The 14,842-nt window shown below is 61.1% G+C and carries 14 protein-coding genes; 2 read left to right on the forward strand and 12 right to left on the reverse strand.

The window, feature by feature from the left end; translation table 11 throughout:
- Positions 1-40 precede the first annotated feature (40 nt).
- The 4 genes from ACPYOJ_RS11570 to ACPYOJ_RS11585 all read right to left on the reverse strand — a co-directional run bounded on the left by ACPYOJ_RS11570 (position 41) and on the right by ACPYOJ_RS11585 (position 4,011).
- Positions 41-709, reverse strand: a complete 669-nt coding sequence (locus tag ACPYOJ_RS11570) for a methionine ABC transporter permease (protein ID WP_481416384.1) — start codon at positions 707-709, stop codon at positions 41-43.
- A complete protein-coding gene (locus ACPYOJ_RS11575) occupies positions 699-1,772 on the reverse strand; it encodes a methionine ABC transporter ATP-binding protein (RefSeq protein WP_481416385.1) in 1,074 nt (357 codons plus the stop codon). The genes ACPYOJ_RS11570 and ACPYOJ_RS11575 overlap by 11 nt, the downstream gene beginning before the upstream one ends.
- A 268-nt stretch (positions 1,773-2,040) precedes the next feature.
- Positions 2,041-2,589, reverse strand: coding sequence for an NADPH-dependent FMN reductase (locus ACPYOJ_RS11580; protein ID WP_481416386.1), 549 nt, complete (start codon positions 2,587-2,589; stop codon positions 2,041-2,043).
- A gap of 48 nt (positions 2,590-2,637) precedes the next feature.
- Positions 2,638-4,011: a GH1 family beta-glucosidase gene (locus tag ACPYOJ_RS11585; protein ID WP_481416387.1), complete on the reverse strand. Its 1,374-nt coding sequence runs from the start codon at positions 4,009-4,011 to the stop codon at positions 2,638-2,640.
- A 230-nt stretch (positions 4,012-4,241) separates the two neighbouring features.
- Here ACPYOJ_RS11585 and ACPYOJ_RS11590 point away from each other — a divergent pair, with 230 nt between their 5' ends.
- A complete protein-coding gene (locus ACPYOJ_RS11590) occupies positions 4,242-4,643 on the forward strand; it encodes a DoxX family protein (protein WP_481416388.1) in 402 nt (133 codons plus the stop codon).
- 68 nt (positions 4,644-4,711) lie between these two features.
- Here the strand turns inward: ACPYOJ_RS11590 and ACPYOJ_RS11595 are convergent, their stop codons facing one another.
- The 6 genes from ACPYOJ_RS11595 to ACPYOJ_RS11620 all read right to left on the reverse strand — a co-directional run bounded on the left by ACPYOJ_RS11595 (position 4,712) and on the right by ACPYOJ_RS11620 (position 11,548).
- Positions 4,712-5,095: a hypothetical protein gene (locus tag ACPYOJ_RS11595; protein ID WP_481416389.1), complete on the reverse strand. Its 384-nt coding sequence runs from the start codon at positions 5,093-5,095 to the stop codon at positions 4,712-4,714.
- Between the two features lie 123 nt (positions 5,096-5,218).
- Positions 5,219-6,406, reverse strand: a complete 1,188-nt coding sequence (locus tag ACPYOJ_RS11600; RefSeq protein ID WP_481416390.1) for a Gfo/Idh/MocA family protein — start codon at positions 6,404-6,406, stop codon at positions 5,219-5,221.
- A 197-nt stretch (positions 6,407-6,603) separates the two neighbouring features.
- A complete protein-coding gene (locus tag ACPYOJ_RS11605; RefSeq protein ID WP_481416391.1) occupies positions 6,604-7,659 on the reverse strand; it encodes a sugar phosphate isomerase/epimerase family protein in 1,056 nt (351 codons plus the stop codon).
- A gap of 243 nt (positions 7,660-7,902) precedes the next feature.
- On the reverse strand, positions 7,903-8,850 hold the full coding sequence (locus ACPYOJ_RS11610; RefSeq protein ID WP_481416392.1) for a substrate-binding domain-containing protein: 948 nt from the start codon (positions 8,848-8,850) through the stop codon (positions 7,903-7,905).
- An 86-nt stretch (positions 8,851-8,936) separates the two neighbouring features.
- A complete protein-coding gene (locus ACPYOJ_RS11615) occupies positions 8,937-9,947 on the reverse strand; it encodes an ABC transporter permease (protein WP_481416393.1) in 1,011 nt (336 codons plus the stop codon).
- A gap of 77 nt (positions 9,948-10,024) precedes the next feature.
- Complete coding sequence (locus ACPYOJ_RS11620; protein ID WP_481416394.1) at positions 10,025-11,548, reverse strand: sugar ABC transporter ATP-binding protein; 1,524 nt, start codon at positions 11,546-11,548, stop codon at positions 10,025-10,027.
- 171 nt (positions 11,549-11,719) lie between these two features.
- On the opposite strand from ACPYOJ_RS11620, the gene ACPYOJ_RS11625 reads away from it, so the two are divergent.
- Positions 11,720-12,751, forward strand: a complete 1,032-nt coding sequence (locus ACPYOJ_RS11625; RefSeq protein ID WP_481416395.1) for a LacI family DNA-binding transcriptional regulator — start codon at positions 11,720-11,722, stop codon at positions 12,749-12,751.
- Positions 12,752-12,902: 151 nt separating this feature from the next.
- On the opposite strand, the gene xylA is transcribed toward ACPYOJ_RS11625, so the two are convergent.
- Positions 12,903-14,213, reverse strand: coding sequence for a xylose isomerase (gene xylA / locus ACPYOJ_RS11630; RefSeq protein ID WP_481416396.1), 1,311 nt, complete (start codon positions 14,211-14,213; stop codon positions 12,903-12,905).
- A gap of 187 nt (positions 14,214-14,400) precedes the next feature.
- Positions 14,401-14,842 (reverse strand): FGGY-family carbohydrate kinase (locus ACPYOJ_RS11635; RefSeq protein ID WP_481416397.1); only part of this gene is annotated, 442 nt, incomplete at its 5' end.

Consider the following 14,842-nt stretch of genomic DNA (forward strand, 5'->3'; position numbering starts at 1 on the left):
GTTGGCAAGCGGCCAGTCTTGGGAGGCTGGATTTCGGAAATCAGGTCTTACGGCTGCGCTTGTCGAAGCGGCGGGCGAGCGCATCGCCCGCGCTCTGGATGACCTGGACGAGCACGATCAGCACCACGACGACAGCAAGCATCACTTCCGGCATGAAGCGCTGGTAGCCATAGCGGATGCCGAGGTCTCCGAGGCCGCCGCCGCCAACCGCGCCGACCATGGCGGAATAACCGACCAGGCTGACCAGCGTGAGAGTGAGCGCCAGGGTAAGTCCTGGCTTGGCTTCGGCAAGCAGCACCTTGAAGACGATCTGCAGCGGTGTCGCGCCCATTGCGCGGGCAGCCTCGATCAAGCCCTTGTCCACCTCGCGGATCGCCGCCTCCGCAAGTCTTGCGACGAAGGGAATGGTCGCGATCGTGAGCGGCACGATCGCCGCATAGGTGCCGATCGAGGTGCCGGTGACGAGGCGAGTGAAGGGAATGATGGCCACGACGAGGATGATGAAGGGCGTCGAGCGCGCCGCGTTGACGATCACGCCAATGACGCGGTTGCTCACAGGGGCCGGGAAAAGCTCGCCCTTGCCGCTGGTCGCCAGAAATACGCCGATCGGCAGGCCGATCAGCGAGCCGACGAGGCCGGAGATGGCCACCATCTGCAGCGTCTGGAGAAGCGCCTTGTAGAGCAGGTTGAAGAGCATATCAGGCGACATAGCCGAGCACCTCCGCAATGAGGCCATTCATTTCGAAGAATTTGTCCGCTTTCGCGGTGGTCGCATCATCGGCCGAATAGGCGATGATGAGCGAGCCATAGGGCTCTCCGCCGATCTCATCGACCGTGCCGGCGATGATGTTGATATCCGAACCCAATGTTTGAATAAGCTGCGAGATCAGCGGCTGTTCCGCAGTCGCGCCGAAGAAAGTGACACGCACGGCAACGCGCCCGCCCGCTGCCTTTTGCGGCTGCAGGCTCGATGCGAGCGCTGTCGGAAGCTTCGAGCCTGGCAGGCCAGCAAGGAGCGCCCGCGTTGTCGGATGTTGCGGCTGTGTGAATACATCGAAGGTGCGGCCGCGCTCGACGATAACGCCCCGGTCGATTACGGCAACGTCGCTTGTAACGGCTTTGACAACTTCCATCTCGTGCGTGATCAGAAGCACGGTAAGGCCAAGCTCGGCATTGATGCGCTTCAGCAGCTCTAGGATCGACTGGGTGGTTTCCGGGTCGAGCGCCGAGGTCGCTTCGTCGGAAAGCAAGAGCTTCGGCTGCGTGGCAAGCGCGCGGGCGATACCAACGCGCTGCTTCTGGCCGCCGGAAAGTTCGGCCGGATAGCGATCGCGCTTGTCGGAAAGGCCAACGAGATCGAGCAGAGGCTCGACGCGCGCGCGGATGGCATCCCGCTTGAAACCGGCGATTTCCAGTGGCAGCGCGACATTCCCGTAGGCAGTGCGCGAAGAAAGCAGGTTGAAATGCTGGAAGATCATGCCAACCGAACGGCGGAGAGCCCGCAGGCCCGCCTCATCCAGATCGGGCACATTGACACCATCGACGATGACCTTGCCGCTTGTCGGGCGCTCCAGCCCATTGACGAGGCGGATCAGCGTCGACTTGCCGGCGCCGGAGCGGCCGATGATGCCGGTGATGGAGCCGCGCGCGACGGCGAAATCGACCGCGTCAACGGCGGTGAAGGATTTGCCTTCGGCGCCGAAGCGTTTCGATACATTCTCAAAGACAACGGCATTTGCAGCGGCGGCGGCGGGTTTGGGGTCGGGTTGCATCTATGCTCTCGAAGTTCAAAAAATCCTGTGCGCATCGAAGGGCCCAGGACAGGCGCATGAGTCAGGCCGGCATTCGGTAGCGCATTCGGAACAGAGAGGCAGTCTTTAACATTGCAAAACCGTAATGTTCAATTTCATCCACGCATGGCAGCCATGCGCCGCGAAACGCCATACCTTATGGGCGGAATGATAGCGGATTAAACAGAGAGATTTTTTCTTTGAATTGAGTGCCGAAGAAAAAAGCGTCTCACTTCAGGAAAAACGCCGTTCAGGAGACGGTCGTCTCGATCGCTGCGCGGAAGGTATTCAGGGCAACAGCCAGAGTTCCATCTTTCGCCGCAGCCATCAGCGCCTCTCGTTGCGCATCTGGCGTCTTGCCGAGAACCGGGACTCTGAGGAAAGCCTGCGGAATGATCGCAAAGGACATCGTCGTCAGCACCTCTTGCAGCTGTGACAGTACGAATTCGCCGCGATGCGAAGTGTGAGCGAGCATCAGCGGCTTGAACGGCACCTCGTCACGGGAGACCAGCCAGTCCAGAGCATTCTTGAAGCCGCCTGGGATGCCATGCGCATATTCCGGACAGGCGACGATGACGCCATCTGCGGCGCGGACCTTCGTCGCAAACTCTTCGACGATCGCCGGCGTGCTCTCGCCTTCCCGATCAGGATTGAAGATCGGCAGGTCGCCGATCAGATCGCAGATTTCGATCGATATGCCCTCAGGCGCATGCCTGCTAAGGGCTTCCAGCAGCAGGCGGTTCGTCGAGGCCGGCCGCTGGCTGCCGCAAAGCGCATAGAGAAGGATCGGCTTTTCCATGCGGTCCGGCTTACGCCTTCGCTTCGATTCGCGCCATCGACAGTGCGGTCATGCCGTCTTGTGATTGCCCTTGGGAAACTGGCTCGCAAGCTTGCGATACCACTTGCCGCTCTTCTTGACCGTGCGCACCTGCGTTTCGTAATCGACATGAACCAGGCCGAAACGCATCTTGTAGCCCTCTGCCCACTCGAAATTGTCCATCAGGCTCCAGGCGAAATAGCCGCGCATCGGATAGCCGTCCTTGATGAGATCGGCGACGACGGCAAGGTGATCGCTGTAATAATCGAGGCGCGGCTGATCGTCGACCTCCCCATTGACGATGCCCATGTTGTAGCAGGCCCCGTTTTCGGTGATGTAGCATTCCGGGAGCTCGTAGCGGCGGTAGAGATCTTCGACGACATTCTTCAGGCCCGGCGCATAGACTTCCCAGCCGATGTCGGTCTTCACGTCGCTGACACGCGGCGCCTCAAGCGTCCAAGGAAAATCGCCGCTCCTGGCCGGATCGTCGGCAACGCGCAAAGGCGTGTAATAGTTGAGGCCCCACCAATCGAGCTTCTGGCTGATGATCTTCAAATCGCCGTCCTCGACGGCAGGCATGCGATCGCCGAGCGCTTCCACGAATTCCGGCGGATATTCGCCCTTGAAGACGGGATCGAAGAAGGCACCATTGTGGAATTGATGCGCCCGCTCGCCGGCGGCAAGGTCTGCCTCGCTCTGCGACCCTGGAATGACGGACATCGCGTTGAGTACCAGGCCCACCGGAACATTCGGCGCTTCGGACCGGACAGCCTCGACGGCGAGACCGTGCGCAAGGTTCATGGTGTGCATGGCATAAAGCGCCGCCTGCATATTACGTTCGCCCGGCGCATGGATGCCGTAAAGATGACTGAGCCAGACGATGCACCACGGCTCGTTGAACGTGGCCACGCTGTCGAGCCGGTCGCCGAGACGACGCATGACGGTCTGCGCGTAGCGCTGATAGGCGTAAGCCGTCGAACGCGCCGTCCAGCCGCCATCTCCCATCAAGGTCAATGGTAGGTCCCAATGATAGAGCGTCGCGAATGTCTTGATGCCGCGCGCCTTGCAGCCGTCGACCAGGCGATCGTAGAAATCGAGGCCTGCTTCGTTCACCGGTCCGGTGCCGTCGGGAATAATGCGCGGCCAGGCGATCGAAAAACGGTACGCCTTCACACCCATCGATTTGATGAGATCGAGGTCCTCATCGAGGCGGTTGTAGTGATCGCAGGCGACATCACCGTTCTGGCGGTTATAGACGCGCCCGGGCATGTTGCAGAAGGCGTCCCAGATGGACGGCTTGCGCCCATCGGCCTTGGAGGCGCCCTCGATCTGGAAGGCAGCCGTTGCAACGCCAAAGGTGAAATCGCCCGGAAAGCGAGCGGCAAGAAGCTTCGGATCGTACATCTGGAACCCCGTGGATTGCGGCATAGTGGCGGTTTAGCCAAGCATCGATGGCTTGTACAGACTAAACTGTAACGTTGCAGGTACACCATTCTCCGCTGGGCGATCGGCGCCGTGGATCTGGCCGCGCCTCCAGCTATATCCGATAACGCTAATGTCAGCAGTCGTGATTTGTCATTCCGGCGACCGTCGATAGAGACGTCTCTGAATTCTTGGGGGATGAAAGGAATCCTATGCTCTCTTCGATCCATCTGGCGCAGCCCCATCTTCTCAGCGTGCTGCGCATCGTCTCGTCGCTTGTGCTCTTCAGCTACGGAACGCAGAAGATCCTGCATTTTCCGGCTGCAGCGAGCGTTCCACCGGTCGGCTCGCTCCCGTGGATCGCAGGGCTGCTGGAACTGACGCTGGGCTTCCTTGTGCTGGTCGGCTTCAAGACGCGCGTTGCAGCCTTCGTCCTCTCCGGCCTGATGGCCTTCGCCTATTTCATCGCGCATGCGTCGAAGAGCTTCTACCCGGCGCAGAACGGCGGCGTGGCCGCAATCCTCTTCTGCTTCCTATTCCTGTACTTCGTCGCGGCCGGTGCCGGCCCATTCAGCATCGATGCGCTGATGAGGCGAAAGCAAGTGGCCGCCTGAAACGGTCTCGCACGATCCGAGGCGGCAGATAGCTGCCGCTTCGATCATCCTAACGCCGAAGAACGGCATCAAAGCTTCTGCGGGCTGTCCTTCAGCTTCACGGCCATGGTGACAGTGCCGCGCACGATGATGTCGTTTCGCGAGCCGCGATTGAGATCCGCACTGCTCGTGAGATTGGTGATCTGGCAGCTCTCAGCCAGCGTCTCCAGAATGAGATCGCACTGCCCGCCAGCCATGACGTAGAACCCTTTCTGGGCCGCCTTGATCTGGTCGGCAAGTTCCTGCCCCGCGTCAACAGGAACCGACAGGGAGACAGTCGTCTGCACGTTGACCATTCCGGGAACGCGCTGGCCAGCATAGAAGTTGGGCACCCGATTGGGAACTTCCTGCGACAATGCCGGAAACGCTGCGAGCGCCAATGCACATGTCACTAGTCTGGCAGAAGATTTCATAGGGCCTCTCCATCCGGTTGCACCCACTTCTGCCACGGCGCTGTTAAACGATAATGAGCGCACTCCCTAAGATTGGAAAGAATGCGCCCAAAAGTTGCATCAATCAGTCGTTTGGCGCGAAGATCAGACCTTGACCCAGGCCCCGTTCCTCTTGGACGAAGCAACGCAGGCCTCGACGAACGCCACGCCCTTCACGCCGTCATCGACCGTCGGGTAGATGACGGCCTTGTCTACGGCCTTGCCTTTTTTCGCCGCGTGGATTGCGTGAGCGGCTTCCGTGTAGATAGTCGCAAAGGCTTCCAGATAGCCTTCCGGATGGCCCGATGGAACGCGCGAAACGCGGGCCGCAGCGGCCCCTGCTCCGGCACCGCCGCGGGTGATCAGCCGCTTCGGCTCGCCGAACGGCGTGAACCAGAGATAGTTCGGATCGGCCTGAACCCACTCGATACCACCCTTGGTGCCGTAAACACGGACCTTCAGACCGTTCTCATGACCGGGCGCCACCTGACTGCACCAGAGCATGCCCTTGGCCGGCTTTTCCGAACCTTTGGCCTTGAAGCGCAGCATCACGTGGGCGTTGTCGTCCAGCCGGCGGCCCGGAACAAAGCTGTCGAGGTCGGCCGCCAGACTGTCGAGTTCAAGGCCGCTGACGAAGCTGGCGAGGTTATAGGCATGCGTGCCGATATCGCCCGTCGAACCGCCGACGCCGGACTGCGCCGGGTCGGTGCGCCATGCGGCCTGCTTCTGGCCCGTCTGCTCGACCGCCTCGGTCAGCCAGTCCTGCGGATATTCCGCCTGCACGACGCGGATATCGCCAAGCTCGCCATTGGCAATCATTTCCCTGGCCTGACGCACCATCGGATAACCGGTGTAATTGTGCGTCAGCACGAAAAGCGCACCGCTTTCGTCGGCCACCTTTTTGAGCTTCTTCGCATCGGCCAGATTGGAGGTCAGCGGCTTGTCGCAGATGACATGGATGCCCCGCTTCAGAAATTCCTTGGCGGCGTCATAATGGACGTGGTTCGGCGTGACGATCGAGACCGCCTCGATGCCGTTCTTCAGCTTCGCTTCGCGGATCGCCATCTCGCGATAGCTGGAATAGGTGCGCGACGGGTCGAGGCCAAGCTCACGGCCCGATGCGACCGCCTTTTCCGGCGTGGAAGACAGTGCTCCCGCAACGAGTTCAAACTTGTCGTCGAGCCGGGCTGCCATGCGATGGACGGCCCCGATAAACGCGCCGGCACCACCGCCCACCATGCCGAGACGGATGCGCGGCTCGCGGGTCTGCTCGCTGGATGCTTCAATTGCCATGAGATTCCTCCAAAAAATGAGTGTTCAGCGACGGTTGCCAAGAATCCCTTCTCCCCAGCGGGGAGAAGGTGGCGGCAGCCGGATGAGGGGGCTGGCGGCAGAGGATGCCCTTCGCCATTCGCTCGGGCCTTGCTTCGCTCCGCCCCCTCATCTGTCCTTCGGACATCTTCTCCCCGCTGGGGAGAAGGGAAAGCCGCTTACGAAAGCCCGAGCATGCGGCGGTTGGCAGCCTGGTCCGTGCCGCTGCCCGCGAAATCGTCGAACGCCTTTTCCGTCACGCGGATGATATGTGCCTTGACGAATTCGGCCCCTTCGCGCGCACCGTCCTCCGGATGCTTCAGGGCGCATTCCCATTCGACCACCGCCCAGCCGTCGAAGTCGTTCGCGGTCATCTTCGAGAAGACGGCGCCGAAATCGACCTGGCCGTCGCCCAGCGACCGGAAGCGGCCGGCGCGCTCGACCCAGCCCTGATAACCGCCGTAGACGCCCTGCCGCCCCGTCGGATTGAACTCCGCATCCTTGACGTGGAACATCTTGATGCGGTCCTTGTAGATGTCGATGTTCTCGAGATAGTCGAGGCACTGCAGGACATAATGCGACGGGTCGTAGAGCATGTTGGCGCGCGGATGGTTTCCGACGCGCTCCAGGAACATCTCGTAGGTGACGCCGTCATGCAGGTCTTCACCGGGATGGATCTCGTAGCAGACATCGACGCCTTGAGCATCGGCGTGATCGAGGATCGGCTTCCAGCGGCGCGCAAGCTCGTCAAATGCGGTCTCGACGAGACCGGCCGGACGCTGCGGCCAGGGATAGATGAAGGGCCAGGCGAGCGCGCCGGAGAAGGTGGCATGCGCCTTGATACCGAGGTGCTTCGAGGCCGTCAGCGCCATCTTGACCTGCTCGACAGCCCACTCCTGCCGCGCCTTCGGATTACCGCGCACCTCGGGTGCGGCGAAACCGTCGAAGGCTTCGTCATAGGCCGGATGAACGGCGACGAGCTGGCCTTGCAGGTGCGTCGACAACTCGGTGATTTCCACGCCGTTCTCGCGCGCCTTGCCGGCGAATTCGTCGCAATAATCCTTGGAGCTTGCAGCCTTCTTCAGGTCGATCAGCTGGCCCGCCCAGGTCGGAACCTGCACGCCTTTGTAGCCGGTATCGGCGGCCCATTTGGTGATGGCATCCCATGAGTTGAAAGGCGCAACATCGCCCGCGAACTGCCCGAGGAACAAGCCCGGCCCTTTAATCGTCTTCATGTCAGAATCCTCCCTGATGTCGACCGTAAACGTTTATGGAGCCTTCTAGCATACCTTTCGGCGGAATAAGGCGCCTCCACGGGCTTACGGCCGATGTCGCTGAAAAGCTGAAAGTCAAGCAGTTGAAACTAATCATGCCTGTCCGGAAGCCGCAAGAGGTACGTGCCGCATTGCGGAAACTCCTGACGAACAGACAAAGAAAATGCGCCCATCCTGTCGGATGGGCGCACCGGGATCAAATGATCAGAACGGAGAATCCGGGAAGTAGAAGTCCTTGGCATTGTCCTTCGTGACAAGCGTCGCGTCGAGGACGAAGGTGCCGCGCACCGGAACCTGGCCGTAGAGGCCGGCAGCCGTCAGTTCCATGGCCGTACCGACCATTGCCGGCGGATAGAGAACATCGACCGGGATCAACTTGTCGCCGTCCATGACCTTCTTGACCATGTCCTTGGAGCCGGCGCCAGCGACGACATACTTGATGTCGGTCCGCTTGGCCTGCTCGATCGCCTGCAGCACGCCGACAGCCATGTCGTCATCCTGGCACCAGACCACATCGATCTTCGGATACTTCGTCAGATAGTCCTGCATGACCTTGAAGGCATCATCGCGGTTCCAGTTGCCGTACTGACGGTCGAGAACCTTGACCTTGGAGCCGGCAATGCCCTTGTCGAAGCCGTCCTGGCGCTGCTGGTCGATCGGGATCGGCAGACCGCGGATGACAACGACTTCGGCGTCCGGCGTCTGCGCAGCAATGTACTTGCCGGCGACTTCGCCGAGCGCCGGGTTGTTTCCAGCAACGTAAAGGTCGCGGACGGAGTCGTCGTTGGTCGACGGCGCGCGGTCGACGAGAGCGACGTACTTGCCCTTGCCCTTGACTTCCTTGATGGCGTTGACGAGCGGATCCGGATCCGACGGCAGGATGACGAGGGCATCGATGCCCTGCGTGTCAAGATCCTGCACCGCGTTCGCCTGGCTGGCGGCGTCCGGCGAGGTCTTGACGATGACGTTCAGGCCCGGATGCTGTTCCATCAGCTTCTTGGCGATGCGTTCGGCATGAAACACGACGCCCGAGGTCCAACCATGGTCGGCGGCCGGAATGGACACGCCGATGGTAAACTTCTTATCCTGTGCGTATGCGGTACCCGCCAGAGTGATGGCCGCAACCGCAAGACCCAACATGAGTTTGCGCATTCTATTTCCTCCCAATAAACGTCAGGGACTTTTCCTACCGTCAACCGGACGCCCTGTGATCCCGGCTAATTTCTGGAGCCGATCCGCTATGATTTGCGGACCAGCGAGCGCTGCACCAGCATGGCGATGATGATGATCGCACCCTGGATCGCACCGATGAGATATTCGCTGATGAAGTTCGACAGCAGCATGATGTTGCCGACGAGCTCGAGAATGAAGGCACCGCAAATCGTGCCCCAGACACGACCGGCACCGCCCTTCAGCGCCGTGCCGCCAACGACGACAGCGGTGATAGCCTGCAGCTCCCACAGGATGCCGGTCGTTGCCGAGGTCGAGCCCAGGCGTGGCACATAAAGCAGCACGGCGATGGCGACACAGAGCCCCTGGATGACGAAGGCGATGGTGCGCACGCGATTGACCGCAATGCCGGAATAGCGCGCGACATCGCTGTTGGAACCGACCGCGACGACATGCCGGCCGTAGCGCGTACGATAAAGGATGAAGGCCGCAACGGCCGTGACCGCCAGGATTACGACGATCGGCACCGGCACGCCGAGAATGCTGCCAAAATAGGCTGGACGGTAAAGCGTCTGAATGTCGGGCGAGCGCAGCGTAATCGCCCCGCCCTGCGAGAGCCAGGTTGTCAGGCCGCGATAAATACCCATGGTGCCGAGAGTGGCAATGAAAGGCTCGATCCTGCCGACCGTGGTGATCAGACCATTGGCAAGTCCGCAGAGCGCGCCGGCAACGAGCGTGAATAGGAGCGCAGCGGCCAGCATCAACGTCGGATCGGCAATCACACCGGAATTCATCAACAGGATCATCAGACTGGCGACGAAGGCCACCATCGAGCCAACGGAAAGGTCGAGATCCCCCGCAGAAATGACGAAGGTGGCGCCGACAGCAATGATGGCGATGAAGGCGCAGCGCGTCGCGACATTTGCAAGGTTGGTGATGCCGATGAAGTTCGGATTGACCAGCGCGCCCACGATCAGCAGCAATATCAGGGCTGCAAAAGGCGCAATGGCCCGCAGGTCGATATCCCGCCAGGGCCGACGCCTGATCTCCCTGGTCTCCTCGTTCACACTCGTCTCCAAACCAACCTCCCGCCCGCAAATTCGATGGGCATCATATGTGCGCGGCGCGCCAAGCGCGGCCGCCTTCCCCGCCAGCGTCAGGCGGCTTTCTTCTTCAATCCGGCGGCGTAGCGCATGATCTCCTGTTCGGAGATCTCGTCGCCCTCGAGCACGCCGACGATCCGTCCCTCACGCATCACGACGACCCGCGTGCAGAGGCCGATCACCTCAGGCATCTCCGAAGAGACGACGATGATCGACCGTCCGTCGCGCGCCAGCGCCGAGATGAAATGATAAATCTGCTGCTTGGTGCCGACATCGATGCCGCGCGTCGGCTCGTCGATGATGATGATTTCGGGCTCGGTCTCCATGACCTTGGCAAGCAGCAGCTTCTGCTGGTTGCCGCCCGACATACGGCCGGCGACGATATTGGTATCGCGAACGCGGATATCGAAGCGCCGCCGCGCCTTGGCGAGCGCCTTCGCCTCGCTGCTCGGGCTGAGATAGCCGTGCCGCGAATGCTGGCCGAGCGACTGTAGCGTCAGATTGGTCATCATGCCGGAGCGCAGGAGCAGGCCCTTCGACTTGCGATCCTTCGTCATGTAGGCAAGCCCGGCGCGATTGGCGGCATGCACATCGCCCGACGGAACCGATTCACCGCGAATGTGGACCTCTCCCGAAGCACGGCTGCGAAGCCCGGCGATCGCCTCCATCAGCTCCGTACGACCGGAGCCGATCATGCCTGAAAAACCGATGATCTCGCCCTTGCGAACCTCGAAACTGGCATCCTGAACATAACCCGTCGACACGCTTTCGACCCGAAGGACGACTTCCTCGTCGACGTTGGGCTCCACCTTGGTGGGATAGAGACTTGAAAGCTCGCGCCCGACCATCAGCTGGGCAATCGACTCGCCGTCGAGCATCGAGGTGGGGGCCGTCTTGACCCACTGACCATCGCGCAGCACGGTCACGCGGTCGGTGATTTCCATCACCTCGTCGAGCTTATGAGACACGAAGATGAAGCTCGTGCCCGCGTCGCGCAGCTTGCGCACCTGCCGGAACAGGAAATTCGTCTCTTCGCGCGACAGCACCGCCGTCGGCTCGTCCATAATGACGACGCGCGCATCGCGGCTGATTGCCTTGGCGATTTCCACCATCTGTTTGTCCGCGATCGACAATGTGCCGATGATGGCATTCTCGTCGACGTGCGAACCCAGGAGATCGAGTGCCTTGCGGGTCTCGGCGCGCATGTATTTGCGGTCGAGCACGCCGAAACGCGTGACTTCGCGGCCTAGAAAAAGGCTCTCTGTGACCGTCAGATGTTCGGCGAGATTGAATTCCTGATGGATGAGAACGATGCCCAGCGCTTCGGCCGCGCCGTTGGCCGGCAGCACGACCGGCTTGCCGTCGAGCAAGATCTCACCCGAGCTTGGCTGCTCGAAGCCGGACATAACCTTGACCAACGTCGACTTGCCCGCGCCGTTTTCACCCATCAAAGCATGGATTTCGCCGGCGCGTAGATCGAAATTGACACTGAAGAGGACTTGCACGCCGCTGAACGACTTGCAGATGCGCCGCGCGGACAACACCACAGGCGCGGCGTCGACTGGATCCACACTCATTGATTGGCTTCCTCCCCTGCGGCTCCCATCCGCTTAAGGCCATATGTAAACCTTTACACGACGTATGTAAAGGTTTACATCATTGTTGCACACAGATCTGCCGGCCCCGGCGTTTGACCTCCCGGCAAGTCTGTGTAGTGTCGCGGCGAAGGCATCCCAAGGCAGGACGCAGTGTCGAATTCCACGCCCGCAACCATAGAAGACGTCGCTCGGATCGCCGAGGTTTCGATCGCGACGGTATCGCGGGCAATCCACATGCCGGAAAAGGTCGCGAACTCGACACGCCTGAAAGTCAATCAGGCGATCGCTATCACTGGCTACACCACGAATGCCATGGCCCGCAGCCTGCGGCTCGGCCGGTCGAACATGATTCTCGTGGTCGCCCCAGATATCGGTGATCCGAATTTCTCCAACATTCTCGTCGGCCTTGAGAATGAAGCCCGCGCCCATGGCTACGGCATCCTGATCGGCCATACGCAGAACGATGCCCAGCGCGGTCTCGAATATCTGAAATTCCTGAATTCCAACCAGGCCGCCGGTCTGATCCTCTTTACCGGCATCCTGCCTTTCGGCCATCAGACGATGACCGCCCGTCTGCCGCCAAGCGTCGGCGTCTTCGAACCGGTTTTCAATGGCGGCATCCCCTATGTCGGCGTCGACGATGTGGAAGGCGCTAGAAAGGCGGTCGATTTGCTGCTTGCCGAGGGCCACCGCAACATTGCCTTCATCGGCGATTCGCGTACACGCCTTGCCTATAGCAGGCGGCGTCAGGGCTATGACGCCGGGCTCGATGCAGCAGGCGTCGCACCCGATATGCGCATCATCCTCGAAGGCGACGGGACGCTGGAAAGCGGCCGCCACGCTGTCGAGCAGCTTTTCATGCGCGACACGCTGCCGACCGCCTTCATGTGTGTGAACGACCAGACGGCGATCGGCGTGATGATTGGCCTCGGCGCCCGCGGCTACGACATTCCGACCGACTTCTCCGTGACCGGCTTCGACGATGTGCCACAGGCCGTCTTCATGTCGCCGCCGCTCACCACCATCCGCCAGCCGCGAACCGCGATCGGCAAGCAGGCCATGGCGCTACTTCTGGAATTTCTCTCCGACGGCCAGCCGGCGGAGACCGAAATCCTGCTGCGGCCGGATCTTGTGGTGCGCAATTCGGTCGGCGCACCGTCGCGGCGATGGACGAAACGCTGACATCGGCTAGCGGGATAGTCCCGGCGCGAGTAGCACCCGCGATGCATTTATTTCACCCGCTTGAATGTCCACTTCACGACCTATTCGCCGCTTCGCTTCAGCGAAAAGCCGGGAAGCCTTTGCTTCCCGACCCTCTCCCATTAACCGCCGATCAAACGTAGCGGTTGACGATATTTTCCAGAAGTTCCTGCTTGCCGGACTTCGGCTGCGGATTGACGTCTTTGCTTTCAACCCAATGGGCAATCTGTTCGAGCGAGTATTCGCCGCGGAAGAGCTTCTGGCCTTCAGCCGAATCCCAGCCGGCATAGCGGTCGGCAAGCGGCTTCGAAAGGGCCTTGTGCTCGACCATCTTGGCGGCGGCCTTAAGCCCGCGGGCGCAGCAATCCATGCCGCCGATGTGGCCGATCAGCAGATCTGCCGGATCGAGCGACTGGCGGCGCAGCTTCGCATCAAAGTTCGTGCCGCCAGTGGTGAAACCGCCGTTCTGCAGGACCTGGTAGTAGGCGAGCGCCATTTCCGGCACGTTGTTCGGGAACTGGTCGGTATCCCAGCCGGACTGATAGTCGTTGCGGTTCATGTCGATCGAGCCGAAGATGCCGAGCGCGCCGGCGAGCGCCAGCTCGTGCTCGAAGGAATGGCCGGCGAGGATCGCGTGGCCCTGCTCGATGTTAACCTTCACCTCGTTTTCGAGGCCGTGCTTCTTGAGGAAGCCGTAAACGGTCGCGACATCGTAGTCGTACTGGTGCTTGGTCGGCTCCTGCGGCTTCGGCTCGATGAGGATCGTGCCCTTGAAGCCGATCTTGTGCTTATACTCGACGACGAGGTTGAGGAACCGGCCGAGCTGATCGAGTTCGCGCTTCATGTCGGTGTTGAGCAGGGTCTCGTAACCTTCGCGGCCACCCCACAGAACGTAGTTCTGGCCGCCGAGCTTCTGCGTGGCGTCGATGCAGGTCTTCACGGTTGCTGCGGCGAAAGCAAAGACGTCCGGATCCGGGTTGGTGGCCGCACCGCTCATGTAGCGGCGATTGGAGAAGAGGTTTGCCGTACCCCAGAGCAGTTTGACGCCGGTGGCGGCCTGCTTTTCCGCGAAGTAGTCGACGATCTCGTTCAGGTTCTTCGTGTTCTCGGCGAAGTTCTTGCCTTCCGGGCGCACGTCAGCGTCGTGGAAGCAGTAGAACGGCGTGCCGAGAAGTTGGAAGAATTCGAAGGCGACATCGGCCTTCAGCTTCGCCGCCTTCATCGTGTCTTCGAACCACGGGCGCAGGAAAGTCTGGCCACCGAACGGGTCGCCGCCCGGCCAGGTGAAGCTGTGCCAGTAGGCGACGGCAAAGCGGAGATGATCCTCCATGCGCTTGCCGAGGACGATCTCATCCGGCTGGTAGTAGCGGAAGGCCAGCGGGTTGGTGCTGTCCGGGCCTTCATATTTCACTTTCTGGATATCGCCGAAAAATCCGGTGCTCATGACCATGTCTCCTTGGGTTCAATTTGTTGTTCTGCCGTGCGGCGCCCCCTCATCCGCCTGCCGGCACCTTCTCCCCAACGGGGAGAAGAGACTCGCTGCAGTGTTGCGATCCCTTCAGAGGCAGACACTGCGGACTCCCCCTCTCCCCTCGGGGAGAGGGTAGGGTGAGGGGGTGGCCCAATTCCGTTCAGCCCGCCAGCGACCTGATCGCCGGGTAAAGCGCACGGTAGCGCTTGTAGGCATCCTCGTAGGCAGCGCTCAAAGCCGTGACCGGCTCGATCGTCCCTGTCGTCTTTGGCGGCGCGCAGACGACAACCGGATCGGCGCCGGTGGCGGCAATGAGGCCGAGACGGGCGGCACCGAAGGCCGCGCCGAAATCGCCGTCTGCCGGCAGGTCGACCGGAACACCGAGCGCAGTCGCAATCGAAGCAAGCCAATAGCGCGAGCGCGAGCCGCCGCCGATGGCAGTAACGCGTGAAATGTCGGTTCCGGCCGAACGCAGCGCCTCGAGATTGTCGCGGATGGCGAAGGACACACCTTCCAGCACCGCCTGCGTCAGCACCGCACGGCTGCTCTCGTGAGCAAGGCCGATGAAGGCGCCGCGGATGACGGCATCGTTGTGCGGCGTG

It is taken from the genome of Rhizobium sp. SVR5-9E, from assembly GCF_056755095.1.

Bases quoted from the DNA above. Each gene is read 5' to 3' on its own strand.
- ACPYOJ_RS11570 (WP_481416384.1), bottom strand. From the start codon at position 709: ATGTCGCCTGATATGCTCTTCAACCTGCTCTACAAGGCGCTTCTCCAG.
- ACPYOJ_RS11575 (WP_481416385.1), bottom strand. From the start codon at position 1,772: ATGCAACCCGACCCCAAACCCGCCGCCGCCGCTGCAAATGCCGTTGTC.
- ACPYOJ_RS11580 (WP_481416386.1), bottom strand. From the start codon at position 2,589: ATGGAAAAGCCGATCCTTCTCTATGCGCTTTGCGGCAGCCAGCGGCCG.
- ACPYOJ_RS11585 (WP_481416387.1), bottom strand. From the start codon at position 4,011: ATGTACGATCCGAAGCTTCTTGCCGCTCGCTTTCCGGGCGATTTCACC.
- ACPYOJ_RS11590 (WP_481416388.1), top strand. From the start codon at position 4,242: ATGCTCTCTTCGATCCATCTGGCGCAGCCCCATCTTCTCAGCGTGCTG.
- ACPYOJ_RS11595 (WP_481416389.1), bottom strand. From the start codon at position 5,095: ATGAAATCTTCTGCCAGACTAGTGACATGTGCATTGGCGCTCGCAGCG.
- ACPYOJ_RS11600 (WP_481416390.1), bottom strand. From the start codon at position 6,406: ATGGCAATTGAAGCATCCAGCGAGCAGACCCGCGAGCCGCGCATCCGT.
- ACPYOJ_RS11605 (WP_481416391.1), bottom strand. From the start codon at position 7,659: ATGAAGACGATTAAAGGGCCGGGCTTGTTCCTCGGGCAGTTCGCGGGC.
- ACPYOJ_RS11610 (WP_481416392.1), bottom strand. From the start codon at position 8,850: ATGCGCAAACTCATGTTGGGTCTTGCGGTTGCGGCCATCACTCTGGCG.
- ACPYOJ_RS11620 (WP_481416394.1), bottom strand. From the start codon at position 11,548: ATGAGTGTGGATCCAGTCGACGCCGCGCCTGTGGTGTTGTCCGCGCGG.
- xylA (WP_481416396.1), bottom strand. From the start codon at position 14,213: ATGAGCACCGGATTTTTCGGCGATATCCAGAAAGTGAAATATGAAGGC.